The organism is Nannocystis sp., from assembly GCF_016714285.1.
Classification (GTDB): domain Bacteria; phylum Myxococcota_A; class Polyangia; order Nannocystales; family Nannocystaceae; genus Nannocystis.
The window spans coordinates 261,994-288,939 of record NZ_JADJNN010000002.1 but is presented as its reverse complement, the minus strand read 5'-3'; the positions used below and the strand labels follow the sequence as shown (position 1 = coordinate 288,939).

Sequence of the window (26,946 nt, the reverse complement as noted above, 5' to 3'; positions counted from 1 at the left end):
CCTGGCGGGGACGGGCGCGGCCGATCAGCAAGGTCACGCTCGTCCCCGCGGCGTGTTGATGTATGCTGCGCCGCCATGAGCGCGCGAGCCCGGGTCTGTGTCCTGCACGTCGGTGGCACGATCGGCATGGTCCGTACGGCGACGGGCTTCGAGCCGCAGCCGGGCTTCTTGCAGCGCTACATCGCGGCGATGCCGGAGATGGATCGGCCGGAGCTGCCGGCGCACGACGTGGTGAGCCTGGAGCCGCTGCTCGACTCGGCCGACATGGCGCCGGAGGACTGGCTGCGCATCGCGGCGGCGATCGTGGCTCGCTACGAGGACTACGCCGGCTTCGTGGTGGTCCACGGCACGGACACGATGGCCTACACGGCGTCGGCGCTGAGCTTCCTGCTGCCGGACCTGCGCAAGCCGGTGATCCTGACGGGCTCGCAGCTCAGCCTCGAGAACGTGCGCAGCGATGGACGCGAGCACATCATCACGGCGATCTTGCTCGCGGGGACGCTGGCTGTGCCGGAGGTGTGCATCTACTTCGCGTCGCGGCTGCTGCGCGGCAACCGGGCGCAGAAGATCCACAACCATGACTTTGTCGCGTTCGACAGCGGCAACCTGCCGCCGCTGGCGAGCGTGGGGGTGAGCGTCGACCTGGCGGAGCACCTGGTGCGCGCGCCGGGGCATGGCCCGCTGGTGGCGCCGACCTTGCGTTGTCGGCCGCATGTCGCGTCGCTGCGGCTGTTCCCGGGGATCACGGCGCGGCTGCTCGAGCAGGTGCTGGCGCCGCCGATGCAAGGGCTGGTGCTCGAGACCTACGGCGTGGGCAACGCGCCGAGCCGCGACCCCGCGCTGCTGGCCGCGGTCGCGGCGGCGACGGAGCGCGAGGTGGTCGTGGTCAACTGCTCGCAGTGTCACGGTGGGTCGGTGCGGCAGACGCTCTACAGCACCGGCGCGGCGCTGGCCCGCTGCGGGGTGATCTCCGGCGGCGACATGACCCCGGAGGCGGCGCTCACGAAGCTCTACTGCCTGCTGGCGGCCGGGCTGTCCCCGGGGCAGGTGCGTGTGCGGATGCAGGAAGATCTCGCCGGCGAGCTGATCCCGGGATGACCGAGAGGACAGGTTCGATGCGACAGGTACCAAAGGACAGGCGGCGACGGACATGGGCGCTGGCCGTGTTGCTGGGCGGGTCGACCGTCGGCTGCGGTGAGGCGGCGAAGTCGGTCTCAGCGCCGCGGGCGGCGGCGGCGGACACGTCGGTGGGCTACGAGCTGCGGCGGCTGCGGCCGCGCGACGAGGAGCGCCTGGCGGCGATGTTCGATCGGCTGCGGGCGCAGGCGGTCGCGGAGGGCAAGCGGGTGGCGGTGCTGTTCAGCGCGGACTGGTGCGAGCCTTGCCGGGAGCTCGAGACGGAGCTCGGCAACCGCCACTCGGCGGCGGAGATCGGTGACGTGCGGATCTTCGAGCTCAAGGAGGAGGACTGGACGGCGGCGACGCGGATGGACGAGTTCGACGCACTGCGCCGACGCTGGAGCGGGATCACTGGCTCGTACCCGCTGCTGATCTTGCTCGACGATCAGGGCCAGCAGCGCGAGGAGATGAAGGAGGCGATCACTCGCCTCGAGGCGGCAGGCATCGCACCCACGCTGGCCAATTGGCTGGCCGACACGCGCTCAGGCTGAGCTGCGGTCGCCGGGTGTGAGCAGGGTCGCAGGGCGCTGTAGGGGGCTTCCGGAGCCTTTCTTGCGCTTGCCTGGGAAATGTGCCGGATTCTTTCCAGGGGAGCGGGGCTGCGCTATGCAGTGCGCATGTTCAGTCTCCCGAGGCGCTGGCTGCTGACCGCGGTGTCTGCGTCCCTGCTCGGCTGTGAGGCCGAGTCGGTGGCCCCGGTGGCGGCGCGTCCAGAGCCGCTGCCGCAGGCCGGGAGGTTGCCCGAGCCGACGCCGTCGGCGGGCGGTGAAGCCGGCGACGAGGGCGGTGAGCCGGGCGTTGATGATGGCGAACCGACGACGCCGCCGGACCTGCCCGCGGAGGTGCCGGAGGAGGTCGGCCCGCCCGAGGACTACGGGCAGATCAAGCCGCCGGTGCCGGTCCCCGCGGGCGAGGCGCTCACCGTGCACGCGATGGCTGGTTACGAGGTCGTCACGGTGTACAGCCAGCCCGACATCGAGTCGCCCAAGCTCGGCTACATGCGCATCGGCACGCGGATGATGGTCGCCGAGCGCATCGACGGCGAGGGCTGCAAGAGTGGCTTCTACGCGCTACCTGCCGGTGGGTTCGCGTGCGCGAGCAAGGGCTTGGTGGTCGACCGCGAGAAGGAGGTGCCATCGAAGTATCCGCCGCCGGCGCCGCGCCTCGACCACCCGCTGCCCTACGACTATGGCTTCGTGCGGCGCTGGAGCAGCCCGATGTGGTGGCGCATTCCGTCGGACCAGGAGCTGGTGGCGATGGAGGTCAAGCGGGCGGAGATCGAGAAGCAACGGCTGGCCGCGGCGGCGGAGAAGGGCGCGGCGAAGGCGGAGCTGCCGAGCGAGCCGAGCGAGCCATTGCCGGAGGTGCCGCCGGAGGTGTCGCAGGCGGAGCTGCTGGCGATGAAGCTGCCGCTGAGCCCGGACACGCCGTGGCTCGAGCGCGGCTTCTTCCTGTCGCTCGGGGACAAGGTGACGGACGCGCAGCGCACGTACTACCGCACGGCGCGCGGCGCCTACGTTGCCGCGGGCGACGTGTCTCGCTACGAGGCGAAGGACTTCCAGGGCGTGCCGCTCGGCGAGATGAGCTACCCCTTCGGCTACACCAAGAAGGAGACCAAGCTGATCGAGCTGACGGCGGACAACAAGCTGAAGGCGGTGAAGAACCTCGAGCGGCGGGTGTTCGTTGACCTCGACGAGGAGACGGAGATCGGCGGCAAGGCGTACATGATCACCGCCGACCGCATGTTGATCCGCAAGGACCACCTGCTCATCCCGGAGCCGCAGGCGCTGCCGAAGGGCCTGGAGCCGTGGGAGCGGTGGATCGACGTGAGCCTGTCGAAGCAGATGCTGGTGGCCTACGAGGGCACGCGCCCGGTGTACACGACGCTGGTCTCGACCGGGCGCAAGGGCTCCAAGGAGGAGCCGTACGACACGCCGACCGGGCGCTGGCGCATCAACAGCAAGCACATCTCGACGACGATGGACGGCAACTCGGCGTCCGACGGCAACTACTCGATCCAGGATGTCCCGTGGACGATGTTCTTCTTCGGCAGCTACGCGCTGCACGGGGCGTTCTGGCACAAGGGCTTCGGCGCGGTGCGCAGCCACGGCTGCGTGAACCTCGGGCCGAGCGACGCGCGCTGGCTGTTCCTGTGGACCACACCGTTCTTGCCGGAGGGCTGGCACGGGGTGAACGCGACCGACGAGAGCCCGGGCAGCACGGTCATCGTGCACGAGTGAGGCGGGTTAAATGGGGAGACCCCGGCGCCCTTGTGGGGGCCGGGGTCCCGGAGCTGCGCGCGTCGGAGCTTAGACGCCGCACTCCTCCTTGAAGATGGCGAGGGAGTCGTTGCTGTCGCAGTAGTAGAGCGTGCCCTCGGGGGTGCAGCAGCCGACGCCCTTGACCGGGCCGCCTTCCTCGTCGCACTTCTCGCCCTCGACCAGGCCATCCGGGCAGGCGATCGGCGAGATGCCGTCGGGGTCCTCGAGGCCCGCGACGCCGTCCGGCTCGCACGCGTAGTACTTGTTTTCCGCGTTCCAGCCGCACTTGCCGTAGGCGCTCACGCCGCCGGTGGTGTTGTCGGTGGTGGCGGTGGTGGTGTTGTCGGTGGTGGCGCTGCTGCTGGGGGACTCGGTGGTGGGCGACTCGGTGGTCGGGACGTCGGCGGTGGTGCCAGACACGGAGTCGGTGGCGCCGGAGTCGGTGGGGTTGCCAGAGTCGGTGGTGGTGCCGCTCGCCGTGGTCGTGGTGCCCGGCTCGGTCGCGGAACCGGTGCTGGATTCGGTGTTAGAGGTGGTGGTGCCGTCAGTGATGATGCAGGCCGGCAGCAGGCCAGCGGCGAGGACAGCGAGTGTAAGTTGCTTCAACATGGAAGTCTCTCCGTAGGAATCTTGCAAATCAGCAAGGGACAAGTGGATGAAGGGGCCCGGGCGGCCTGGCCGTGCCTCAGACGTGACGAGGTCGGCGGGATTCACCGGCCACAAGGGCACGGGGCGCGAAGGGTAGACCGCCTGGCTCGTTCCGCCAAGTCGCTTGCACATTGTCGGAGGGCGACGCGCCGCAGATTCTCGCGAGGCGACGTCGCCGGGCGGCTCAGCTCGCAACGGAGTCCAGCTTCGCGCGTACGCGGACGAGCGCCGCGTGCAGCTCGCGGACCGCGAGCAGGCGCTGCGCTGCGCTGACGACGAAGGCCAGTGCGCGCGCGTCGGTGAGGAACTGGCGGACTGTGACGCCGGCGCCGCGCAGCACCTCGCACGCCTGCGTGGCGACGTCGGGGCGGTCCTCGAGGCCCACGCCCACGCAGCTGACAAGCGCGAGGTCGTGGTCGCAGCGCAGCTCGAGGAGATCGGCTCGCAGCTCGCGAGCGAGGGCGCCGATGCGGGCGGGGATCTCGGCGGCGTCCGTGCGCTGCGTCCATGACAGCAAGCCGGTGGCGCCGCGCTCGTCGATGTGGAGCGCGCGGAGCCCAAGCGGCGCGAGGCTGGCGGCGAGGCGCGGGGCGAGGTGGGTGCGCCCGGGGACGAGTACGAGTTGGAGCGCAGCGACGGCGTCGGAGGTGACGGCGAGGACGCCGGTGGCGGGCGCGGGGTTGCGGCGGATGACGGTCTCGCCGCGCTGGTCGGATCGGCTGTGGCGGGCGTAGATGGCGATTCCGCGTTCCTCCGCGAGCTGGACCGCCTGCGTGTGCAGCACCTTGGCGCCGGCGCGGGCGAGGGCCTGCATGGTGTCGTAGGCGAGCTCGGGGAGGCGGTGGGCCTCCGGGACCTCGCTGGGGTCCGCCGAGTACACGCCGTCGACGTCGGAGTAGATCTCGCAGTCGGCCGAGAGCGCGGCGGCCAGCGCCACGGCGCTGCTGTCAGAGCCGCCGCGACCGAGCGTGGTGACCTCGCGCTTGTAGCTGACGCCCTGGAAGCCGCCGACGATGACGATGTGGCCGGCGGCCAGCTCGTCGAGGATGCGGAAGGGGCGGACCTCGATGATGCGGGCGCGGCCGTGCTGATGATCAGTGATGATGCCGCATTGCGAGCCCGTGAGGCTGATGGCGCGGCGGCCGAGCGCGTGGATGGCGATCGCCAGCAAGGTCATCGCCTCGCGCTCGCCGGTGCTGAGCAGCATGTCGAGCTCGCGGGCGGGCGGCGGGTCGGCGAGGGCCCGGGCCTGGGCGAGCAGGGCGTTGGTGGTCTTGCCCATCGCCGAGACGACGACGACGACCGGCTGTGCGGCGGCGCGGTCGACCACGCGGCGCGCGACCTGACGGAGCCGATCGAGATCGGCGACGCTGCTGCCACCGAATTTCATCACCACGGGGTCGGGTGAGGTCACGCGGCGGGTTATACCAGGCAACTGGCGGTCGTCACGGGGCTGTTTTACAACCCGTGACAATGGCGAGCGACGTGATCCGGATCCGCGATCTTGGGGTTGAGTGCACGATCGGCATCAACCCAGACGAACGCGACCGGGTGCAGCCGCTGGTGGTGCAGGTCGAGCTGGCGATGGACCTCGCGGTGGCCGGGCGATCGGCCGCGATCGCCGACACCTGTAACTACGACCGCGTCGCCGACGAGGTCGCCGCGCTGCTCCGCTTCCGTCGCTATCGCCTGCTCGAGTCGGCGGCGGAGGAGCTCTCAGCGATGTTGCTCGCGGTCCACCCCGGGCTCGTCGGCGTGCGCCTGCGCCTCGACAAGCCCGAGGCGCTGCGCGGGCGGGCCGCGGCCGCGTCGGTGCAAGTGCGGCGGCGGCCGGACGACTTCCCGCGGTATCATGGGCCTTCGCGCTTCGGTGCCGTGGAGGTCGTGCTCGAGACGGCCGAGGCGAAGCTCTACCTGCTGCACGTCGGTTTGGGAGCGACGATTACGGCGCACCACGATCCCCAGGCACACCGAGACTCGAGAGCGCGAGGGATCGAGTGGCACGTGCGTGGCGAGCTGCTGCGCGGCGGTACGCGGTTCGTCGGGCTCGCGTCGATGCTGTGGTCCGGCGGCGAAGCGAACGACTACGTGAACACGGGCGCGGCGGTCGCCACGGTGTTCTGTTGTGACGTTCTGAATGTCCCTGAGGACAGGTCTGAAAGGCCATGACCGAATAGACAGACAGGCGTGCTGGTCGAGCAGGCGACGGAGCGGCCGCGCGATAGCGGCGTGTGCGGAGGGTGAGGTGCTCGCATTGCTGCGAAGTGGCGGCGGCTGTGGCGGCGCTCACGGGACCGCGGGTGACCCGAGGGGGACCTTGAAGGGTTGGGTTAGCTTGCGCATAACGCACGTGAATGCCGGCAATTCCGGCCTTGACGAGGTTTTTGGCGGCAGATAAAACCCGTCACCACCGTGGCCATGGAACCATCTCCCTGGGATCCCGAAGGGGTGGAGCAGAGCCTCGACGCCGAGGGTCTGCTGCTCGATCCGCGGGCCGCGCAGGGGCTCGACCTGCGTGCGCTGTACAAGCGGATGGTCGCGGCGCGTCTGCTCGACCTGAGGCTCGCTCGCCTCGGCTTGCCGATGTGGGTCCCCAGCGCGGGTGAAGAGGCAGCGACGGTGCTGAGTGCGACCCTCGCGGGACCCGAGGACTGGCTGTATCCCAGCGTCCGCGATCTCGCGCTCGCGCCGATCCGCGGGATGGACCTCGATGAGTTCGCGCAGCAGGTGCTCGGCGCGGCGTACAATGGCAGGCCCGGCGCCGTCGCGGCGGCCGACCTCGGCATCGGCCACGCCCCGGAGGCGCTCGGGTTGCATTTGCCGCTGGCGGCCGGTCAAGCGCACGCGCAGAAGCTCGCGGGCCCCGGGCGCATGACGGCCGCGCTGTTCGGCGAGGGGCTCACGACCACGGCCATGTTCCACGAGACTGTCGCGCTCGCGGTCGCCTGCGACCTGCCGCTGGTGCTGGTGTGCAAGAGTCAGCTGTGGCCCGAGGGTGCGCCGGCCGAGGCCGGACTGCTCGGCGACAGCGTGGCCGAGCGCGTGAAGGCGTGCGGCCTGTGGTCGCGGCGTGTCGACGGGGCCGATGTGGTCGGTGTGTACGCGGCGATCGACCAGGCCTTCCGCCGCGCTCGTGACGGTCGCGGGCCGGGGCTGGTGGAGGTGGTGGCTACGAGGCTGCAAGCGGGTGAGAAGAGCGCCGACGTGCCGGCCCACCGCGACCCGCTCGAACGCCTGCGCCGTCACCTCGACCGCGAGAAGCAGTGGACGCCGACCTTCCAGGACGTGATCGAGGCTGAGGTGCGCGGGCAACTCGACCGCGCCTTCACGCATGCCCAGCGGCACGTCGCCGAGGAGACGCCATGAACGTGCGCGAGCGAGTCGTCGACGTCCTCGCAGAGGTGGTGGCAGAGCTGCTGCGCGACGACCTCCGCCGCGTGCTGCTCGGGGAGGATGTGCGCGACGGAGGGATGCTCGGGCTCTCGCGCGCGGCCATGCGGGACCCAGCGCTCGGCCTGCGCGTGCTCGCCACGCCGCTCACGCCGGCAACTAACCTGGCCCATGCGACAGGTCTTGCGCTGGCCGGGCGGCGGCCGATCGTGTTGCTGAATTCGGCGACTGCGCTGCTCGAGGGCTACGCTGCGCTGCGCGAGCTCGGCCGCGTCGGCGCGACGGCCAACGGCGAGCGCGCGGCGCCAGTGCTGATCGTCGCGCCCACCGGTCCGGGCTTCGGCCTCGGCGGTGACGGGGCTGACTCACCCGATGCGGCGATCGCAGCGGTGCCTGGTCTGCGAGTGGTTGTCCTCGGGGACGCCAGCGAGGCGCCGGCGAGCCTGCGCGCGGCGGCCAGCTTTGACGGCGGCGAGGCGCCCACCGTGCTCTTGCTGCCGCGCGCGCTCATCCTGCGCGAGCTCGAGGCGCACGAGTACAAGGCGCAGCTCGGCCGCCCGCTGGGTTCGGCGCGAGTCGTGCGTCCGGGAGCCGCAGCGACGGTGTTTGCGGTCGGTGCCACCCTCGACGCGGCCTTCGCGGCGGTCGAGGCCTCGGGTGTCGACGCGGCGATCGTCGAGGTCAGCGGCCTGGCCCCGATCGACGAGACCGGCGTGCTCGCGGCGGCGACCAGCGGCAAGCTGGTCGTTACCCACGCCGGCGGGCGTAGCCACGGCGCGGGCGCCGAGCTGGTCGCGCTGCTGGCGGACCGCGCCATCCTCCACCTCGACGCGCCGGTGCTGCGCGTGACCGGGGACGACGGACCCTTCACCGGCCGCGACGAGTTCGCGGGCCTCCCGAGCGTCGCGGCGATCGCCGCGGCCATCACGAGGGTGGCCACCTACTAACCATTCGGAGCCCGCATGCTCGAGTTCAAACTTCCAGAGATCGGTGAGGGCGTGGTCGAGGGTGAGATCGTCCGCTGGCACAAACAGCCCGGCGAGTTCGTGCAGGCGAACGAGGCGCTCGTTGAGGTTATGACCGACAAGGCCACGATCGAGGTGCCGTCGCCGGTCGCCGGGACCTTGCGGGAGATCGTCGCGCAGGTCGGGGACATCTGCGCGGTCGAGCAGGTCATCGCGATCCTCGACCTCGGCGTGGCGGCCACGGTGTCGATGCCTGTGACGGCGACGGTCGCACCCGCGAGCGGCGCTTCAGTGCTGGCGACCCCGGCGGCCCGTGCCCTCGCGCGAGAGTCGGGCATCGACCTGCGCAGCCTGCCGGTCGACGAGCGCGGCCGCATCACCAAGGACGACGTCATGCGCGCGCAGCAAGTCGCTGGCGCGGCGGCCGAGCTGTCTGTCGGGACAGGTGCCAAGAGCCAGGTTGCCGCGGTCAGACCGGCGCCGGTGGTCGCGGCTGTCGTTGTCGTGCCTGAGCCGAAGCCTGCGGTGCCGACGACGGCCGCAGCGCCGCTCGCTAGACCGGCGCCGGTGCCGACGAAGCCCGCAGCGCCGCTCGCCAGACCGGCGCCGACGAAGCCGTCGTACGCGGTCACGCCCGAGCAGGGCGACGAGGAGATCCCCTTCCGCGGGATGCGGCGGCGGATCGCCGAGAGCATGGTGCGCTCGTACACGACCGCGGTGCACTACACCTACGTCGAGCAGGTCAACGTGACCCGGCTCGTGAAGCTGCGCGCCGAGGCCAAGGCGGTGGCGGCCGAGCAGGGCGTGAGCCTGACCTTCTTGCCCTTCATCGTGAAGGCGGCCGTGCACGCGCTCAAGAAGTATCCGATCGTCAACGCCGAGCTCGACGAGGCTGGTGGTCGGATCATCGTGAAGAAGCGCTACAACATCGGCGTGGCGGCGACGACCGATCAGGGGCTGATGGTCCCGGTGGTGCATGGCGCCGACCGGATGAGCATCCTCGATCTGGGGCGGGAGATCGCCCGGCTCGGCGAGGCGGCGCGCGCGGGCACCTGCACGCGCGAGGAGCTGACCGGCTCGACCTTCAGCATCTCCAGCCTCGGAAATATCGGCGGCGTGCTGGCGACGCCGATCATCAACTACCCGGAGGTCGGCATCATCGGCGTGCACGCGATCCGCAAGGTGCCGATCGTCGATGAGCGCGACAACATCGTCATCGGGCACCTGATGAACCTCTCCGTGTCGCTCGACCACCGCGTCGTCGATGGCTTCCAGGGGGCGAGCTTCCTGCAGGAGGTCCGACGCTACCTCGAGGACCCGAACCTCTTGCTGCTCGCGGGGATCTGAAAGGGACACACACATGGCCACGATCAAGAAGAAGGCGCTCGTCATCGGCGCGGGCACGGGCGGCTATCCCTGTGCGATCCGCCTGGGTCAGCTCGGGGTCGATGCGATGCTCGTTGAGAAGGACAAACCCGGTGGTGTCTGCCTCAACGTCGGCTGCATCCCCTCCAAGGCGCTCATCTCGGCGACCAAGCTGTACCACAAGGCCCAACACGCGAAGGACATGGGCCTCAGCTTCGGCCAGCCGGCGGTCGACATGGTCCAGATGCAGGTGTGGAAGTCGGGCATCGTGAAGAAGCTGACCGGCGGCGTACAGACTCTGGTCAAGGGGGCTGGCACGACCTACGTGAAGGCCACGGCCGAGTTCCTCGACGCGCACCGCGTGAAGCTCACGTACAGCGACGGCAAGCCTGAGGACATCGTCGAGGCGGAGCACATCGTCATCGCCACCGGCTCGCTGCCGATCGAGATCCCCGGCTTCAAGTTCGACCACAAGCGCGTGCTCGACAGCACCTCGGCGCTCGACCTCGCCACGATCCCCAAGCGGATGGTGTGCGTCGGTGGCGGCATCATCGGCCTCGAGCTCGGACAGACCTTCCAGCGACTCGGCGCCCAGTTGGTGGTGCTCGAGGGCCTGACGCGGATCCTCAATGGTGTCGATCTGGAGTGCGCGGAGGTCGTTGCGCGCCAGATCAAGAAGGACGGCGGACAGATCCACACCGGCGCCAAGGCGATCGGCTGGGAGGAGCGCAATGGTGAGGCCGTGGTCAAGGCGGAGGTCGGCGGCAAGGTGGTTGAGTTCCCGTGCGACGTCATCCTCGTCGCGGTCGGCCGGCGTCCGGTGAGTCAGGGTTTCGGCCTCGACAAGACCGGCGTGAAGGTCAGCCAGCGCGGCTTCATCGAGGTCGACAGTCGCCTGCAGACCAACGTGCCTGGCATTTATGCCGTCGGGGACATCGTTGGTCAGCCGATGCTGGCCCACAAGGCGTCGCACGAGGGCGAGGTGGTCGCCGAGGTGATCGCCGGCAAGAAGACGATCAACGACGCGCGGCAGATCCCGAACGTCGTGTTCACCGAGCCGGAGATCGCCTCGTCGGGTCTCACCGTGGAGGAGGCCGAGGCGAAGGGGCGCAAGACCAACGTCGGCAAGTTCCCCTTCGTCGTGAGCGGTCGCGCCATGGCGATCGGCGAGACCTCGGGCTTTGTGAAGATCGTGACCGATGCCGAGGACGATCGCGTGCTCGGGGTGCACATCGTCGGTCCCGAGGCCAGCGACCTCATCAGCGAGGCGGCGCTGGCGATCGAGATGGGTGCCTATGCCGAGGACATCGCTCTGACGATTCATCCGCACCCGACGCTCAGCGAGGCCGTGATGGAGGCCGCCAAGCACGCGCTCGGCGAGGCCATTCATATCGGCAACACCAAGCGCAGCCACTAGTATCTTGCAGGGCCGCCCTTGCAGCGCGTTTGGCCCGTCTGGGCCATCTTGAGCTGCGCTGTCTCTACGCGAATAGCGAGCGGGGGAAGTGGTAGATCTTGAACGGCAGGTTGGGCGGGAGCTGCATGTGCATCGCCCGCACGACCTCGGACTTGATGACGTAGAGCTCGCCGTCGGCGACCGTGGCGGTGGTGAGGCCGGGCTCGGGGGCGATCGCCGACTTCACGGTGCCCTCGCTGTAATCCCTGGCGGTGAAGGTGATCTCTTGCACGCCGCCGTTGTGGATGACGTAGAGCTTGTCGTCGATGAAGATGATGCCGTCGGCGCCGGTGAAGTTGGGGTCTGGGACACCGAAGGGGTCGCCACTGAGGGTGATCTCGCGGACCGCCTCGGGGTTGCGGCGCGAGACGAGGAACAGCTTGGAGGGCGAGGTGAAGCCGCCGATGAGCGAGCTGCCGTCCGGGGTTACGGCGATGCCGTTGAGGCCGAACTGGCCCATCGGCGCCGACATCTGGGTGTCACGCGCGAACTCGCCGTAGCTGCCGTCGCGGGGGTCGACGCGGTAGATGACGGGCTGGAAGGAGTCGGTGACGTAGGCGACGCCGTCGGCGTCGAGGCACACGTCGTTGCAGATGCCGCTCGTGGAGAGCGGGAAGTGGCGGATGAGCGCGCCGCTGTCGACGTCGAGGAGGTGGAGGCCGCCGTGAGGACCGCGGATGTCGGAGGCGCAGACCCACAGGCGGCGGTGGGTCTCGTCGACCTTGGCGCCGGAGAATTGCAGCTGTTCTTCGCTGGTGAAGAGCACGCGCTCCTCACCAGCGCCCGCGTCGATCTGCGTGATCTGACCGCCGAACAGGCCCGTGGCGAAGAAGCGGCGGGTGCGGCTGTCGAAGGCGATGCCCTCCGGAAGCGACATTGGGCTGCTCAGCAGATAGACATCACGGATCTCAGGCATGATCGGACCTTGACGACCTGGCGACTATGCGGAAACGACGGTGCACAGGGGCGTCCGTCAACTCTTCGCATGATCAAGCGTTCGCTCCAGGGGGTCAAGCTCTCATGCCTGGTGCCTCGCTGTGGCGTGGTCGAACTGCCAGTGAGAGGCCGGCTCGACTCTGCGCTGGCACTTGGTGTCAAAGTCGCGCGAGCGTGCCGAGACGTTGTATGTGCGGCGAGTTGCTCGGCGACGACGCGACGAGGTCGATCGCAGCCAGCGTTGTCGGTGGTGTCGGGCCTGACCACTCGCCGGGGCTCGTCGGCATGGGAGGGAAGTTGGCCGTGCGTTGCGCGCTGGGGGATCGCTCCCCCGGACACGCTGGCGACCTGTCCACGGGCCGGTCATGGCACCTTCGCAGGTCGGGGTCGGAGCCGGGGTCGGGGCTCCGACCGGGATTCAGTTCCAGGGGCGTCCCGGCGGCCTCTGGTGCTGCTTTGGTGGGTCCGGGGCAGCGTCACGGACGGGTTTGTGGGAGCGGGCGATCCCGCCCGACGTAGCTCGCGGATCGTCGTGGTCGTGGGTTGTCCTCATGGCGCGGGGCGGCGAGCATGGAGTCTGCGGCCTGGCCACAAGCCGTGACCGCTCTCACGGGGGCTGCGGTACCATCGGCCGGTACGATCTCCGTTAGGCTCCAACGCTCCGTACAGCGCGACGCACAGCATCCCAACGCATGCGAGACAACGATCCAAACCGTCGCGCACCCGGGGAGCCTCCCATGGAGCCGGGCCTCGCCGGGCCGGGCATCCCCGAGGACGATGACGACATCCTGGATGGCACCTTCGTCGAGGACCTTGCGCCTCCCCGGGCGCCGGAGGAGGGCGTGGAGGCGGCCGGCGACGAGTTCGACGACATGAGCCTGGATGAGCTCGACGAGGCGACGATCGCCCGCCCGAGGGGGGCTGGCACGGTAGACGTGGACGTCGACGTCGACGACGAGCCGCCGCGGGTGCTTTCGTTGGTGAACAGCGAGGCGTCGGCGGTGATCGACCTGCCGCTGTCGGAGGCGGACGCGCCCAAGGTCCCGGCCAAGCGCACGACGGGCGCGCAGCTGCGCCACGACCTGCGTACGCCGTTCAACCAGATCATCGGTTACAGCGAGATGTTGATCGAGGACGCGGAGGCCTCGAACAACGAATTCGTGGTCAACAACATCGGTCAGGTGCTGACCGACGCGCAGCAGCTGCTGGCGCTGATCGACGAGATCCTCGACCCGCACGCGCAGCGGCCGAGTCAGGAGCGGCTGAACCGCGACCTGTTGTTTCCGCTCAGCCACCTGCTCAGCCACGTCGAGCGTCTGGTCCACACCTCGCATCAGCGCGGCGACGAGGAGATCACGGGGGACATCGAGCGCATCCTCGAGGCGGTGCGCCGCCTCGACGAGATCGTGTCGAGCGGTGCGGTCAGCCGCGTGATCATGGCCGTGCGCCCGACGCCGGGTGAGGCGGCGGTGGCGGTGCGTGAGGCCGCGGGCGCGCCGCGGCGGCCGGTCACGCACGTGGACACGGGCAAGCTGTTGGTGGTCGACGACAACGAGTCGAACCGCAACATGTTGTCGCGTCGGCTGCTGCGTCAGGGGCACACGGTCAAGCTGGCGGAGAACGGCAAGCGGGCGCTGGAGATGCTGCGCGAGGAGGACTTCGACCTCGTGCTGCTCGACGTGATGATGCCGGAGATGGACGGCTATCAGGTGCTGGAGCACCTGCACGCGGACGACAAGCTGCGCGGCCTGCCGGTGATCATGATCTCGGCGCTCGACCAGCTGGACACGGTGGTCAAGTCGATCGAGCTCGGCGCCGAGGACTACCTGCCCAAGCCCTTCAACCCGGTCGTGCTGCGGGCCCGCATCGGCGCTTGCCTGGAGAAGAAGCGGCTGCGGGATCGCGAGCGGGCGTACATCAAGAAGCTGCGCTCGGAGCAGGAGCGCAGCGAGCAGCTGCTGCTGAACATCCTCCCGCGCCCGATCGCCGAGCGGCTCAAGGAGGGTCAGCGGACCATCGCCGACGTGTTCCCCGACGTGACGGTGCTGTTCGCCGACCTGGTGGGCTTCACGCGGATGTCGGAGCAGCTGCCGCCGGCCGAGCTGGTGGCGATGCTCAACAAGATCTTCTCGATGTTCGATCAGCTGGCCGAGAAGCACGGCCTCGAGAAGATCAAGACGATCGGCGACGAGTACATGGCCGCGAGCGGCCTGCCGATGCCGCGGCCCGATCATGCCGAGGCGATGGCCGAGATGGCGTTGGACATGCTCGCGGTGATCGAGCGCTTCAACGCCAAGCGCAACCGCGGGGTTCGCATCCGTATCGGCATGAACTGTGGGCCGGTCACGGCTGGCATCATCGGCACCAAGAAGTTCGCGTACGACCTGTGGGGCGACACCGTCAACATCGCCAGCCGCATGGAGTCGCACGGTATCGCCAACGCGATCCAGGTGACCGAGGCGACCTACAAGCGGCTGCGCCACAAGTACGCGTTTCAGCGACGGGGCATCATCCACGTCAAGGGGAAGGGCGCGCTGTGCACTTACTTCCTCGTCGGTCGGCGCCCGAGCAAGGTCGGCGCTGGTGATGTGGTCTCCGGGGCGGGCTCCGGGCCGCTGGCGGTGGCGGGGCCGCGGGCGGAGCAGAGCGACGACGAGGACATCATCATCGACTAGAGCGTGATGATGATGGTGGTCTTGACCGCCGTCTCGCCGCTCGGCTTGACCTCGACGGCCTGGTTGAGCGCGCCGATGCCGTCGCCCTTGTCGGGGTAGAGCGTGGTGGCGAGGTTGCCGTTGCGGTCGAGGACGGTGTTGAGCTTGTAGGGGCCGGGGTGCATCTGGTCGAGGGTGAGGGTCACGCTCTTGCTGCCTGCGGGGGCGCCCTTGGTGAGCGATCTGCTGTGCACGCACTTGAGCTGGAGGTCGCAGTCCATGGTCGTGAGGATGATCCACACCGCGCCGTCGGCGGCCAGGGGGTCGGCCCAGCTGACGTCGACCTTCAGGCTCGGCATCGGCGGGAAGTCGGCGTCGCTGGGGAGCGGTGTGGCGTCGCCGGGGAAGGGGTCGGGCAGGCTCCGCTTCTCGACCCGCTTCGCGTCCCAGTACACGTGTTGTTTGCCCTTCACCTTGACGTCGAAGATCAGGCTGTCGGCGTCGCTGAAGCTCCAGCGCGCGTCGATGTAGTCGCAGCCCAGCGCGCTCGTCGAGCAGAAGCGGTAGGTGGCCGCCTTGGCGTCGTGTTCGACCAGCTGGGTCCGCGAGTCGCGGAGCAGGCCGAGGAAGTAGCCGCCGTTGCGGTAGACCAGGGTCGGCTTGCCGTCGGGCGCCTCGATCTCGAAGGCGAAGCGCAGGTTGTTCATCTCGTCGAGGTCGGCCTTGCTAAACAGCACCTGTCCGGAGGCGGCGCGCATGTCCATGTTCATGCGCGCGAAGGTGCCGAGCGGGGTCATCGTCGCCGGTCCGGTCCACAGGCCCGCGAGGCGTGGCAGCAGCTCGAGGCCCGCGACCTCGCTGGGTTCGCCGGTGGTGGCGCTCGACTCGGTCGTGCTCGCTTCGCTCGTCGTCGGCAGTTCGTTGCTCGTGGCGCTCGCGTTGCTCGTGGCGCTCGCGTTGCTCGTCGTGTCGCTCGTGGTCGCCGCGCTGCTGCTCGCGTCGCCCGCGTCGCCGCAGGTCGCGAGGATGAGGGCGATGAGGGGGCTGCGTCGCGTCGGGTGCATGGGCCCTGATAGCTGGCGCGACGCGGCGGCCACAAGCGTGTGCTGACGCTGTTCACGCACCCGCAGGTGGCCGCCGGGGTCTGCAACAATGCGTAACATCACGAATGAAGGCCGCTGTGTAGCCACCAATGCGGTGATGGCCGAGGCTGAATGTGACGATTCGTGACATTATTGGTCTCGACGAGCAAGCGCTCGCGGCCCCTGACGCGCATACACGCGCAGCGCTGCGTAACTCCTCGGCTTTCTCGCCAGCGCCCAGTCTTGCACAATTGCCGCCCGCCATGGCTCCACGCACGCATCGTCGAATTATCGCTGTCTCTCCGCTGTTCCTGGCGGCGCTCGCCTGTACCCCGAAGCCGTCGACGCCTGAAGTGAGCGGCGAGGAGCCCGACAACGGCGCGGGGACCCTCGCACGGGTGGTGCCTGACGCCCGCGGTCCGCTGGTGTTTCCGCCGGGCCCGGAGGGTCGGCGTCAGCGTCCGGCCCTCGAGATCGCGGCGACGGATGACAGCGACCCGAACACTGGCTTTCGCGTGCAGTCGCCGCGCATCGAGGAGGGTGGCGACAAGTTTGAAGTCGAGGGTCAGACCGTGCGCGTCGTGTTCAACCGGCCGGTCAAGTTGGCCAAGCCGCTCAAGTCGGGCAAGTCGCAGCCGGTCGCCGCGGGCGTGGTGACGATCGAGCCCGCGGTCGCAGGCAAGGCGCTGTGGACATCGAACAACACGCTCGAGTTCACGGCGACCAAGCCCTTCGACCCGGAGCAGACTTACACGATCAGCATCACGGACGTGAGCACCACCGACGACGTGGCGCTCGCGACCTGGACCGCCAAGTTCACCGCGGACCCGCGTATCGAGATCGCCGGCAAAGTGATCGACTACATTCCCGTGCCCGGCGAGCCGCGCATGGTCGAGATCTTCCCCTACTCGGGCAAGAAGATCGCCGCGAGCGACGCGATCCGCGTGGTGTTCGACCAGCCGATCACGCCCAAGCAGGCCGCCGAGCTGATCACGGTGGTCACCGACAACATCCCCGACCACGAGCAGAAGGACACGCCCGAGCCCGAGATCGCGGTCAAGCTGAGCAACGCCAAGAGCAACCGCCTCGAGGGCTACACGGTCAGCCCGAAGCAGGTCGTGGAGGTGCGCGGCGCCGGCAAGTTCGTGCCGGGTCAGGGCATCGCCATCGAGGTCGAGGGCTCGACCCGCCGCTATTCGATCGCCGGTCCGCTCGCGCTGGCCAAGCTGAGCTGCGGGTACTCCTACGAGCGCAGCGTGTGCGAGGTGAGCGGCACGACGATGCGCACCGACGGCCGCGAGGTCGTGCTCGAGTACACCAACCCGCTGGCCGTGACTGACAAGGCGATCCGCGCGGCGATCAACGTGTGGCCGCCGGTGGCCAACATGAACGTGTGGAGCGGCGGCAGCTGGGATAGCACCGGGCGCCTGTCGATCTCCGGCGCCTTCGACCCGTCCACGCAATACACCTTCAGCATCCCCGGGCTGAAGGACAACTTCGGCAACAGCTTCGCGGCGATGGACCTGACCGTGAACACCGCGCCGCTGGCCGCGAGCGTGTCGATGCCGGAGGGCGTGCTGATCCTCGACGCCGCGGCCTCGCGCGCGTTCACGGTGACGACCCGCAACGTCAGCAAGGGCCGCATCCTGGCCTGGCTGGTGCAGGACACCGCCGACGCGCTCAAGAAGGCCCGCAACCAGGTCGAGCAGCACGAGACGCCGACCGAGCAGACCGAGATCGCGATCGACTTCGCCCCGGAGGCCAAGCAGAACGAGTTCGTCAAGACCTCGATCGACCTGCTCGCGCACCTGCAGCCGGGCAAGAACTACATCCTCTCGCTGGTCCTCGACGACCCCGCTTTCGGCGCGCAGCCGGTCAAGTATCCGTCGTGGATGAGCGCCTCGCGCTCGCCGCTGACGCTGGTCACGCCGGGCGACGAGCAGGCGCTCGCGGTGCACACCCACGTCACGCCCGACGCGACGCTGGTCCACGTCGCGCGCCTCGCCACCGGCGAGCCGGTCACGGGCGCCGCCTTCTCGCTGAACGGCGAGGCGCTGGCGGGTCGCCTGACGGACCGCAACGGCTTCGCGGTGCTGCCGGTCGGCGTGAGCCAGGCGGAGACGGGCCTGCTGATGGTGTCGGAGGGCGGCACGACGCTGCAGATCCCGCTCAAGCGCAGCAACCGCGACGCGCGGCTGTTCCCCCACCTCTCGGCCGAATCGGGGCCGCTGCTCGGTGACCGCCGGGCCATGGTGATCACGGACCGCGGGATCTACCGCCCGGGCTCCAAGGTGTTCATCAAGGCCAGCGTGCGGCGCAAGCTCGGCGAGCAGATCGTCCCGCTCGCGGCGACGCCGGTGCGCGTGCGCGTGCTCGGGCCGACCGACGATACGCTCGCCGACCTCGCGCTGGTGACCGACGACATGGGCAGCGTCGCCGGTGAGTACGCGATCCCGGCCGAGGCCCGCGTCGGTCGCCATCGTATCGCCGTCGCCGAGGCCGCCGACCCCGAGAAGGTGCTCGAGGAGAGCGTGATCCAGGTCGCCGAGTTCGAGCCGCCGCGCTTCACCGTCGATGTCGACGCCAACCTCGCCGCCAACAACACGTTGCGCGCCAAGGTCCTCGGCAAGTACCTGTTCGGCGCCGCGATGGACAAGGCCAGCGTCGAGTGGACCCTCAGCCGCGAGCCCGCCGACCTGCCGCCGGGGCCCTTCACCGACCAGGGCTTCCGCTTCGGCGACGACAGCTACGACTGGTGGGACGAGGACAGCGAGGAGGAGCGCGGTTGGTCGCGCGCGGGCTCGGGCACGCTCGGAGATGACGGAGTGCTGGCGGTCGCGCAGAAGCTCGACCTCGGTGATGCAGTGGGCCCGCAGAAGTTCACCTTCGAGGCCGACGTGGCGGACACCTCGTACCGCCACATCGCGGGTCGCAACAGCGTGATCGTGCACCCGAGCGAGCGCTACGTGGGCGTGAAGATCGCCAAGCCCTGGGGCGACGTCGGGGTGGCGGTGCCGGTGCAGCTCGGGGTGATGAACCGCGAGGGCCGGCCGGTCGCGGGCGTGCCGATCACCGCGCGGCTGAACCTCATCGACTACACCTACAGCCGCAAGCCGCAGAAGGGCGGCGGCTACGATTACCAGTGGCAGCGCACGGTCAAGGAGGTCGGCACCTGCACGGCGACCAGCGCCGACGCGGCTGTCAGCTGCGACCTGACGCCGACGGAGAACGGCTCCTACGAGGTGATCACCGAGATCGACGGCAAGGCCGGCGGGCAGAGTTCACTGTGGGCCTGGGGCAGCGGCGGCGCGCGCAAGGCCGTGCCGACGCGTGGGCGCACCCTCGACATCATCGCCGACAAGGGCCGCTACGCGCCCGGCGAGACGGCGCGCCTGATGGTCCAGAACCCCTTCGCCTCGGCGACGGTGATCTTCACGCTCGAGCAGGGCGGGGTGCTGAGCCACCAGGTGATGCGTCTCGACGAGGCGGCCAAGGTGTTCGAGGTGCCGATCCTCGCCGGGCACGCGCCCTACATCCACGCGACCGTGACGCTGCTGCCGATCGGCGGCGGCGACGAGCGCACTGACTGGAAGATCGGCGCCCTGCGGATCCCCGTCGCGCTCGACGATGTGCGCCTGGCCGCGGTCGTCAAGAGCGACCGCGCGGTCTACGAGCCGCGCGAGGAGGTCACGGTCTCGATCGAGGTCAAGGACAAGGGCAAGGCCGTCGCCAACGCAGAGATCGCGCTGGCGGTGGTCGACGAGGGCATCCTGCGCATGACCAACTTCCACGCCGCCGACCCGGCCACCGCGCTGCGCCCCGGTCAGCCGCTGCGCTTCGAGGTCAGCGACACGCGCGACCGCCTCGCCGCGCTCCTCGACCACAGCAACAGCGCGGGCGATGGCGCGGGCGACGGCTCGGCCACCACCTCCAACGCGCGCAAGAACTTCGTGCAGACGGCCTTCTGGAAGCCCGACCTGCGCACCGACAGCCAGGGGCGCACGACCGCCAGCTTCACGCTGCCCGACAACCTGACCCGCTTCCGCATGATGGCCGTGGTCATCGACGGCGAGGGCAAGGGCGTCGGCGCCGAGGGCGAGTTCACGGTGCGGCGTCCGGTGATGATGGTGCCGGTGGTGCCGCGCTTCGCCGCTGTCGGTGACAGCTTCGAGGTCGCGGCGATGGTGCACAACAACACGGACCAGCCGCTGTCCGCGAAGGTGCGCCTGAACGACGGCGAGCAGGCGGTGCAGGTGGCGGCGCAGGGCCATCTGCGGGTCGGCTTCCCGATGACGGCGCAGCTGCCGGGCGAGCTCAAGCTCGACTTCGCGGTGAAGGACGGCAGCGACAAGGTCCGCGACGCGGTCGTGCAGTCGATCCCCGTCGACCAGCCCGGGGTCGCCGAGCGGCCGCACCTCACCGGCGCCTTCGTCGGTGAGCAGCGCGTCGACATGCAGGTCCCGCAGAGCGTGCTGGTCGGTCGCGGCGACGATGAGTTCGTCACCGTGCAGGTCGGTCAACACCTGTGGCCCGAGCTCGGCGCGCGCATGCAGTTCCTGCTCGACTACCCGCACGGGTGCGTCGAGCAGACCACCTCGGGCACGCTGCCGCTGCTGGCCGCCAAGGACATCCTCCCGCGCATCGGCTTCACCGGCATGTCGCAGGAGGAGCTCGACAAGCGCATCGACGCCGGGCTCAAGCGCCTCGCCACCATGCGCACGAGCAGCGGCGGCCTCGCCTACTGGCCGGGCGACAGCTCGCCGAACGTGTACGGCACCGCCTACGCCGCGCGCGCCCTGGTGTCGGCGAAGCGGGCCAACGTGCGTATCCCGGACGGTCTGCTCGAGTCGGTGCAGGAGTACCTGCAAGATCGCCTGCTCAGCGACGGCATCGAGGCCGAGGTGCAGGCGGCGATCGCCCTCTCGCTGGCCGAGCTCGATAGCCTGCCGGCCAGCAGCGCCGACGCGCTCTACGATCGCAAGGGCGACCAGGGGGTGTTCGGCCTGGCCAGCCTGGCGATCGCGCTGAACAGCCTGCCTGGCCAGGAGGACCGCGTGAAGACGCTGCTCGACGAGGTCGAGGCCGCGTTCGACAAGGACGCCAGGCTGATCAAGAAGCGCAGCAACAGCGATTTCTATTACTACGGCTCGAGCACTCGTTCGCGCGCGCAGGCCGCGATCGCCCTCGGCCGTCTGCGCCCCGGCGCTCTGGCCTCCCGTCTGGTGCAGGCGCTCGCTGGCGAGACCGAGTCGTACACCACCCAGGGGACCGCCTATTCGCTGATGGCGGTGGCCGAGCAGATCCGCGGCGAGGCCAGCGGCGGCGCGGCCTTCACCGTCAGCCTCGGCGACGCGCCCCTGGTCGCCTTCAAGGACATCGGCGGCGGCAGCCAGGAGTTCCACATCCCGGTCGCCGAGCTGCGCGGCAAGGACACCCCGCTGCGCCTGGCGAGCGACAGCAAGGCGGCGCTGGCCTTCATCGTCCGCGGCGCCTGGAAGCGCGAGCTTTCCGACGCGAAGGGCCTCGCGGCGACGAGCGCGATCCGTGGGCCCGACATCTACCGCGTCTTCACCGACGCGCGCGGCGAGGCGATCGACCTCGCCGCGGTCAAGCCGGGACAGGTGGTGCGCGTCGCGCTGTTGGCCGACCTGCCGCTCGGCGACCTCGACTCGAGCGAGATGAACTACCTCGCCGTCACCGACCGCTTGCCCGCCGGCTTCGAGCCGATCCAGCCGGACCTGTGGACCGTCGCGCGCGCGCCGGAGGTCACCGACGCCCACCCCTTCGCCGACATGCTGCGCTACGGGGGCAGCGACGCGAGCTTCATCGAGCTGCGCGACGATCGCGTGCACATCTACTTCGATCGGGTCTGGGGCGAGCGCGTGCTGGCCACCTATCTCGTGCGCGCCTCGACCCCGGGCACCTTCGTGCTGCCGCCCGCCGTCGCCGAGTTCATGTACGTCGGCGACAGCCTCGGCTACAGCTCGACCGGCAGCGTGACGGTGAAGTAAGCCGCCCTCGCGGCGCGTTGGATCGCCATGACCACGACCACCGTGACTCGCCTGCGCCGCCTTCGGCGCGGGCTCCTGCGCCTGTCCCTCGGGACAGCCGTCGCCGTGGCGGCCAGCTGTGGCGCCTGGTCGCTGGTGCGCGCGCGGGCCGGCGACCCCGCGGCCGCGCTGGCCGATCGCTGGCACGAGGGCCATCGCGTGCTCGACCGCCACGGCCTGCTGCTGCGCGAGCTGCCGAGCGAGGCCGGCCTGCGCGGCCAGCCGCTCGAGCTGGAGGCGATCGGCCCGCGCCTGATCCAGGCCACGCTGAGCAGCGAGGACGCCGACTTCTTCGCCCACGGCGGCGTCGATGGGCGGGCGATCGCCCGCGCCGCGGCGCAGAACATCCGCCACGCTCGAATGGTCTCTGGCGCGAGCACGATCACCCAGCAGCTCGTCAAGCTGCTCGACAGCCGCGGCGTCCCGCGAGCCCGCGGCGTCGCTGACAAGCTCAGTGAGGCCGCGCGCGCGCAGAACCTCGAGGAGACGCTCGGCAAGCGGCAGATCCTCCGCGAGTACCTGAATCGACTGCCCTACGGTCACGGCCTGGTCGGCCCCGAGGCGGCCGCGCGGGCCTACTTCGGCGTCGCCAGCAAGGACCTCAGCTGGGCCCAGGCGGCGTTCATCGCCGTGCTGCCGCGCGCGCCGTCCTTCCTCGATCCTTACAACCACCCCGAGCGCGTCACGCTGCGCCAGCGGGCGCTGCTGGCCAAGCTGCACGCCGACGGCCACCTCAGCGCGCGTGAGCAGCAGCGGGCCGAGGCCGAGCCGATCGAGCTGCGTCCGCTGATTCACCCTTTCCTCGCGCCGCACCTGGTCGAGACCTTGCGGGCCGAGGGTCGGCTGTCCCATGGGACAGCCGGTACCGCGACGATCACCACCATCGACGTGGAGTTGCAGCGGGCCGTCGAGGGGCTGACGCGCACGCACCTGGCCAGCATCGCGGAGCGCGGGGCCAGCGACGCCGCGGTGATCGTCGTCGACAATGACAGCGGCGAGGTGCTCGCCTACGTCGGCAGCGCTGACTTCCACGACGTGCGCATCGACGGCCAGGTCGACATGGCGCGGGCGCGTCGGCAGCCGGGCTCGACGCTCAAGCCCTTCGTGTACGCGCTGGCCTTCGCCGACGGTCGCAGCGCGGCCGAGATGACCGCCGACGTGGAGACCAGCTTCGCGGAGCCGGGCGGGGTGTACACGCCGGAGAACTTCGACCACGGCTTCGAGGGCCCGATCTCGCTACGTGAGGCGCTGGCCGGGTCGCTCAACATCCCGGCGGTCCGCCTCGCCGCCGAGCAGGGCCCGCAGGCGCTGCTCGACCTGTTGCACGCCGTCGGCTTCGCCAGCCTTGACCAGCGCGCCGACCACTACGGTCTGGCGCTCGCGCTCGGCAGCGGTGAGGTCGAGCTGCGCGAGCTCGCGGCCGCCTACGCGACCCTCGCGCGCGGCGGTGGTTACGCGCCGCTACGCTTCACGGTCGACGACGTCGAGGAGCTCGGACGTCCCGCCGACCTCGTCGCGGCGATCGACCCTGCCGTCGCCGCGTTGCTCTCCGAGACCCTCGCCGACCCGCTGGCCCGCGTGCGTGGTCTTCACGGCCGCGGTCCCTTCACGATGCCCTACCCGGCGGCGATCAAGACCGGCACATCCTCCGGTTACCGCGATACATGGACCGTCGGTTACACGCGCGAGCGCACCGTCGCAGTGTGGCTCGGCAACGCCGATGGATCTCCCACCGACCGCCTCACCGGCGCCGGTGGGGCCGGGCCGCTGTTCGCCGACGTCATGGCCCGCGCGATGGACGAGGTGCCGCAGCGCGCCCCGCTCTGGGACGCCGGCCTGCTCGTGCAGGTCGAGGTCTGCCCGCTCTCGGGTCTGCCCGCCGGGCCCGCCTGCGACGAGCGGGCCACGCGTCCCTTTCTCGCCGACCACCTGCCCGAAGGGACATGTGACGTGCACGTGCACGTGCGCCGTGACTCGCGGGCGCCAGCCGGTCTGCGTTGCGACCCCGAGGGGCGCGAGGTCGCGGTCGTGTTCCCGGCGGCCTTCGACGCCTGGTTGGCCGAGCGGAGCGCCGCCGGTGCCACGCCAGATCCCTATGGCCGGCCCTGGTTGCCGCGCTCGCGCGTGCCGGGCTGCGCCGCGGTCGGTGACGAGGTGCCCCTGCTGCGCCTGCTCGCGCCGACGCCGGGCAGCGTGTTCGCGCTGGGCCTGCACGGCGCCGAGCGCCAGACCATCGAGCTGCGCGCCGAGCTGGCCGCGGGCGGTGAGGCGGCCGCGCGTGCGCTCGGCGAGCTCGAGTTCGTGGTCGACGGTAGGGTCGCGGCGCGCAGCGCCTGGCCCTACGAGGTCCGCATCGCCGCCACGCCGGGCGACCACGAGGTGCTCGCCCGTCCGGCCGACCCGCGGCTCGCGGCCCGCCTCGAGCCGGTGCGCTTCAGCGTGCGCTGAGCGTGCGCTCGCGTCTCAAGTGTGCGGCAGGGTCACGCCGCGCTGGCCCTGGTACTTGCCGCCGCGGTCGCGGTACGAGGTGTCGCAGGGCTCGTCGGACTCGAAGAAGAGCATCTGCGCCACGCCCTCGTTGGCGTAGATGCGGGCGGGCAGCGGCGTCGTGTTGGAGAACTCGAGCGTGACGTGGCCCTCCCACTCGGGCTCGAGCGGCGTCACGTTGACGATGATGCCGCAGCGCGCGTAGGTCGACTTGCCGACGCAGATCGTGAGCACGTTGCGGGGGATCCGGAAGTACTCGATCGTGCGGGCCAGCGCGAACGAGTTGGGCGGGATGATGCAGGTCTCGCCGACCACGTCGACGAAGCTGTTCTGGTCGAAGTGCTTCGGGTCGACGATCGCCGAGTTGATGTTGGTGAAGATCTTGAATTCAGGCGCGCAGCGGACGTCGTAGCCGTAGCTCGAGGTCCCGTAGGAGACGATCGCCTTGTCTCCGACGCGACGGACCTGGCCCGGCTCGAAGGGGTCGATCATCCCGTGCTCCTGCGCCATCCGGCGGATCCATCGGTCGGCTTTGATGCTCATGCGCGGGCGCCCGAATACCACAATTCACGGGGGCTCGTGGTAGCCTGGCGTCGGACATGCCGCGCTTGAAAGCCCGCGCCTCGCTCGAGCCGCTCCGCGAGGTGATCCGCGACGCCGGGCTGCGCAGCACGGGTCCGCGGGTGGCGGTGCTCGAGCACCTGCAGGCGACCAAGGTCCCGCTCAGCCACGGCGAGCTGGTCGAGGCGCTGGTCGGTCACGGTTACGACGCGGCGACGATCTACCGCAACTTGATCGACCTTACTCGCGCCGGCCTGCTCAGCCGGATCAACCTCGGCGACAACGTGTGGCGCTTCGAGCTGCGCGGGCCCAACCAGGCGCTGCACCCCGAGCACCCGCACTTCGTCTGCACGCAGTGCGGCGAGGTCACCTGTCTGTCCCAGGTCCGCGTCAAGCTCACCCCGGCGCCTGGCTCGACCAAGTCCGTCGTCAGCAGCATCTCGGAGATCTTGATCAAGGGCCAGTGCACCCAGTGCGGGTGAGGCGGCGCAGTTTTGCGAGCCTGACAGCGCTGCCAGGCCAGGGCAGCAGCGCCGCCCGGACGGCCCCAGAATGGTCCCTGGTGGGCACCAAGCCCTACTTTTCGTTGGCACATATCTCGCACTCGCGGCCCCACCATGCGCAGCTTCTCCCCCCTCCTCGGCCTCGTCCTCCTCGCCCCTGCCTGCGACCCCAAGCCGGATTCCAAGCTGGATGACGGCGGTGAGGAGGCCAGCGGCAACGGCTGTGTCGAGACCGTCACCGTGATCGACGACCTCCAGGCAGCGACCGCGCTCGGCTTCTCGCCGAACCAGCTGATCGCGCTCGCCGAGGGTCCGCGCGAGGCCGACATGGTCTGGGGCACGGGCATCGACGAGAGCATCGCCAAGGTCAGCTTCGGGCCCGAGAGCGGTGAGGCGACGCTGTCGGTCGTGATCGACCACAGCGGCGGCGAGGCGCGCTACATCCACTCGGAGCCGGAGCCCACGGAGGAGCTCCTCGACGGTCCCGGCTCCGGCTGCAGCGATCGGGTCGAGGTCGACGTCGAGGTCATGCTCGCGAGCAGCGGCGGTGGCTTCGCCGAGACCTTCACGGCGCCGCTGCAGGCGAGCACGGCGCGCGTGGCCTTCGTGCGCCACGAGCTCGAGCTGGCCGAGCTGGCTGGTAGCTTCAAGCTCAGCGAGGTCGAGCCGGAGGGCGTGAAGGTCGGTCCGCTCGCGCTCGACCTGGGGATCTTCGCCGGCGGTCTGTTCGGCGGGATCACATCGGTGGTCGAGGTGACGGACGGAGACATCACCGCGGCCACGTTCATGGATGTCGCCCGCTGGCCCGTGAACGCCGCGGCCTGCGAGTACGGCGAGGTGCCGGTCGGACCGGCTGACGACTTCGCGGCCTTCTCCGCGGCCGACGTGCACGCGCTCGTGAGCAGCGCCGCCGACCTGCAGATCGCCTGGGACGGCGGCGCCCCGCAGTCGCTCACGCTCGGCATCGGCGAGCTGCCGGCCGACGCGATCGCCTGCGCTGTCTACGAGGGCGAGGTGATCGGCCAGCTGCGCTTCCCGGTCGAGCTCAGCGTGAGCAGCGGCGACGAGCGCTGGAGCGGCAGCTTCCCGGTCGAGCTGCAGGGCATCCCCGCGGCCGACGGCACCCTCGCCAGCGCGGTGCTCCACATCCCCGCGGCATACGCCAACAGCGTCGCCGCCGGCGACTTCCTCAGCACCTACGGCATCGCCGACGTCGACCTCGCGGGCTTCGACCGCGCGATCGTCGACCTCCTCGGCGAGTTCACGCCGGTCGATGGTGGTGCGACCGTGAACGGGTCGCTCAAGGTCGTCGGCGTCGTCTCGAACTCATGCCCACCCGACGCCAACGGCTGCGCCGGCGACGATTACACCGACCTCGTCAGCGCCGTGTGGGGTGACCTTTAGGCTGT

17 protein-coding genes and 2 pseudogenes are annotated in these 26,946 nt (G+C 70.0%); 14 read left to right on the top strand and 5 right to left on the bottom strand.

Annotated features, from left to right (window positions below; genetic code table 11):
- Positions 1–75 precede the first annotated feature (75 nt).
- The 3 genes from IPJ59_RS05375 to IPJ59_RS05365 all read left to right on the top strand — a co-directional run bounded on the left by IPJ59_RS05375 (position 76) and on the right by IPJ59_RS05365 (position 3,419).
- Entirely contained in the window at positions 76–1,098 is a 1,023-nt protein-coding gene (locus tag IPJ59_RS05375) for a type I asparaginase (RefSeq protein ID WP_293249414.1), read from the top strand.
- A gap of 17 nt (positions 1,099–1,115) precedes the next feature.
- Positions 1,116–1,670, top strand: coding sequence for a thioredoxin domain-containing protein (locus tag IPJ59_RS05370; protein WP_293249416.1), 555 nt, complete (start codon positions 1,116–1,118; stop codon positions 1,668–1,670).
- 126 nt (positions 1,671–1,796) lie between these two features.
- Positions 1,797–3,419: a L,D-transpeptidase gene (locus tag IPJ59_RS05365; RefSeq protein ID WP_293270039.1), complete on the top strand. Its 1,623-nt coding sequence runs from the start codon at positions 1,797–1,799 to the stop codon at positions 3,417–3,419.
- A 69-nt stretch (positions 3,420–3,488) separates the two neighbouring features.
- Here the strand turns inward: IPJ59_RS05365 and IPJ59_RS05360 are convergent, their stop codons facing one another.
- Both IPJ59_RS05360 and IPJ59_RS05355 read right to left on the bottom strand, forming a co-directional pair.
- Positions 3,489–4,049, bottom strand: coding sequence for a hypothetical protein (locus IPJ59_RS05360; protein ID WP_293270037.1), 561 nt, complete (start codon positions 4,047–4,049; stop codon positions 3,489–3,491).
- A 223-nt stretch (positions 4,050–4,272) separates the two neighbouring features.
- Complete coding sequence (locus tag IPJ59_RS05355) at positions 4,273–5,502, bottom strand: aspartate kinase (RefSeq protein ID WP_293249425.1); 1,230 nt, start codon at positions 5,500–5,502, stop codon at positions 4,273–4,275.
- 71 nt (positions 5,503–5,573) lie between these two features.
- On the opposite strand from IPJ59_RS05355, the gene IPJ59_RS05350 reads away from it, so the two are divergent.
- The 5 genes from IPJ59_RS05350 (at position 5,574) to lpdA (ending at position 11,225) form a co-directional block, all read left to right on the top strand.
- Positions 5,574–6,257 (top strand): dihydroneopterin aldolase, encoded by a 684-nt coding sequence (locus IPJ59_RS05350; protein WP_293270035.1) that lies wholly within the window; start codon positions 5,574–5,576, stop codon positions 6,255–6,257.
- Positions 6,258–6,536: 279 nt separating this feature from the next.
- On the top strand, positions 6,537–7,454 hold the full coding sequence (locus IPJ59_RS05345) for a thiamine pyrophosphate-dependent enzyme (RefSeq protein WP_293270034.1): 918 nt from the start codon (positions 6,537–6,539) through the stop codon (positions 7,452–7,454).
- On the top strand, positions 7,451–8,425 hold the full coding sequence (locus IPJ59_RS05340) for a transketolase C-terminal domain-containing protein (protein ID WP_293249435.1): 975 nt from the start codon (positions 7,451–7,453) through the stop codon (positions 8,423–8,425). The genes IPJ59_RS05345 and IPJ59_RS05340 overlap by 4 nt, the downstream gene beginning before the upstream one ends.
- Positions 8,426–8,440: 15 nt before the next feature.
- Positions 8,441–9,790: a dihydrolipoamide acetyltransferase family protein gene (locus IPJ59_RS05335; RefSeq protein ID WP_293249438.1), complete on the top strand. Its 1,350-nt coding sequence runs from the start codon at positions 8,441–8,443 to the stop codon at positions 9,788–9,790.
- 13 nt (positions 9,791–9,803) lie between these two features.
- A complete protein-coding gene (gene lpdA, locus IPJ59_RS05330) occupies positions 9,804–11,225 on the top strand; it encodes a dihydrolipoyl dehydrogenase (protein WP_293270032.1) in 1,422 nt (473 codons plus the stop codon).
- A gap of 64 nt (positions 11,226–11,289) precedes the next feature.
- Here lpdA and IPJ59_RS05325 read toward each other — a convergent pair whose 3' ends face one another.
- Positions 11,290–12,180, bottom strand: a complete 891-nt coding sequence (locus IPJ59_RS05325) for a hypothetical protein (protein ID WP_293270030.1) — start codon at positions 12,178–12,180, stop codon at positions 11,290–11,292.
- Between the two features lie 712 nt (positions 12,181–12,892).
- Between IPJ59_RS05325 and IPJ59_RS37555 the strand changes: the two are divergent.
- Both IPJ59_RS37555 and IPJ59_RS37550 read left to right on the top strand, forming a co-directional pair.
- Positions 12,893–13,420, top strand: a pseudogene (locus IPJ59_RS37555) (histidine kinase dimerization/phospho-acceptor domain-containing protein); the annotation flags it as partial.
- Positions 13,421–13,717: 297 nt separating this feature from the next.
- Positions 13,718–14,764: pseudogene (locus IPJ59_RS37550) on the top strand (adenylate/guanylate cyclase domain-containing protein); the annotation flags it as partial.
- Between the two features lie 107 nt (positions 14,765–14,871).
- Here IPJ59_RS37550 and IPJ59_RS05315 read toward each other — a convergent pair.
- Positions 14,872–15,918: a hypothetical protein gene (locus IPJ59_RS05315; RefSeq protein ID WP_293270026.1), complete on the bottom strand. Its 1,047-nt coding sequence runs from the start codon at positions 15,916–15,918 to the stop codon at positions 14,872–14,874.
- A 281-nt stretch (positions 15,919–16,199) separates the two neighbouring features.
- On the opposite strand from IPJ59_RS05315, the gene IPJ59_RS05310 reads away from it, so the two are divergent.
- Together IPJ59_RS05310 and pbpC are read left to right on the top strand one after the other, a co-directional pair.
- A complete protein-coding gene (locus tag IPJ59_RS05310; RefSeq protein WP_293270024.1) occupies positions 16,200–21,947 on the top strand; it encodes an alpha-2-macroglobulin family protein in 5,748 nt (1,915 codons plus the stop codon).
- A gap of 27 nt (positions 21,948–21,974) precedes the next feature.
- A complete protein-coding gene (pbpC, locus tag IPJ59_RS05305; RefSeq protein ID WP_293270022.1) occupies positions 21,975–24,434 on the top strand; it encodes a penicillin-binding protein 1C in 2,460 nt (819 codons plus the stop codon).
- A 15-nt stretch (positions 24,435–24,449) separates the two neighbouring features.
- Here the strand turns inward: pbpC and dcd are convergent, their stop codons facing one another.
- On the bottom strand, positions 24,450–25,016 hold the full coding sequence (dcd, locus tag IPJ59_RS05300; RefSeq protein ID WP_293249462.1) for a dCTP deaminase: 567 nt from the start codon (positions 25,014–25,016) through the stop codon (positions 24,450–24,452).
- A gap of 56 nt (positions 25,017–25,072) precedes the next feature.
- Between dcd and IPJ59_RS05295 the strand changes: the two genes are divergently transcribed.
- Complete coding sequence (locus IPJ59_RS05295) at positions 25,073–25,516, top strand: Fur family transcriptional regulator (RefSeq protein WP_293249465.1); 444 nt, start codon at positions 25,073–25,075, stop codon at positions 25,514–25,516.
- 135 nt (positions 25,517–25,651) lie between these two features.
- On the top strand, positions 25,652–26,941 hold the full coding sequence (locus IPJ59_RS05290; protein WP_293270020.1) for a hypothetical protein: 1,290 nt from the start codon (positions 25,652–25,654) through the stop codon (positions 26,939–26,941).
- Positions 26,942–26,946: the final 5 nt, after the last annotated feature.

What these genes read in the sequence shown, in the direction of transcription:
- IPJ59_RS05365 (WP_293270039.1), top strand. Translation starts at nt 1,797, where the DNA reads ATGTTCAGTCTCCCGAGGCGCTGGCTGCTGACCGCGGTGTCTGCGTCC.
- dcd (WP_293249462.1), bottom strand. Translation starts at nt 25,016, where the DNA reads ATGAGCATCAAAGCCGACCGATGGATCCGCCGGATGGCGCAGGAGCAC.
- IPJ59_RS05295 (WP_293249465.1), top strand. Translation starts at nt 25,073, where the DNA reads ATGCCGCGCTTGAAAGCCCGCGCCTCGCTCGAGCCGCTCCGCGAGGTG.
- lpdA (WP_293270032.1), top strand. Translation starts at nt 9,804, where the DNA reads ATGGCCACGATCAAGAAGAAGGCGCTCGTCATCGGCGCGGGCACGGGC.
- IPJ59_RS05360 (WP_293270037.1), bottom strand. Translation starts at nt 4,049, where the DNA reads ATGTTGAAGCAACTTACACTCGCTGTCCTCGCCGCTGGCCTGCTGCCG.
- IPJ59_RS05290 (WP_293270020.1), top strand. Translation starts at nt 25,652, where the DNA reads ATGCGCAGCTTCTCCCCCCTCCTCGGCCTCGTCCTCCTCGCCCCTGCC.
- IPJ59_RS05340 (WP_293249435.1), top strand. Translation starts at nt 7,451, where the DNA reads ATGAACGTGCGCGAGCGAGTCGTCGACGTCCTCGCAGAGGTGGTGGCA.
- IPJ59_RS05310 (WP_293270024.1), top strand. Translation starts at nt 16,200, where the DNA reads ATGGCTCCACGCACGCATCGTCGAATTATCGCTGTCTCTCCGCTGTTC.
- pbpC (WP_293270022.1), top strand. Translation starts at nt 21,975, where the DNA reads ATGACCACGACCACCGTGACTCGCCTGCGCCGCCTTCGGCGCGGGCTC.
- IPJ59_RS05325 (WP_293270030.1), bottom strand. Translation starts at nt 12,180, where the DNA reads ATGCCTGAGATCCGTGATGTCTATCTGCTGAGCAGCCCAATGTCGCTT.
- IPJ59_RS05315 (WP_293270026.1), bottom strand. Translation starts at nt 15,918, where the DNA reads ATGCACCCGACGCGACGCAGCCCCCTCATCGCCCTCATCCTCGCGACC.
- IPJ59_RS05375 (WP_293249414.1), top strand. Translation starts at nt 76, where the DNA reads ATGAGCGCGCGAGCCCGGGTCTGTGTCCTGCACGTCGGTGGCACGATC.
- IPJ59_RS05335 (WP_293249438.1), top strand. Translation starts at nt 8,441, where the DNA reads ATGCTCGAGTTCAAACTTCCAGAGATCGGTGAGGGCGTGGTCGAGGGT.
- IPJ59_RS05370 (WP_293249416.1), top strand. Translation starts at nt 1,116, where the DNA reads ATGCGACAGGTACCAAAGGACAGGCGGCGACGGACATGGGCGCTGGCC.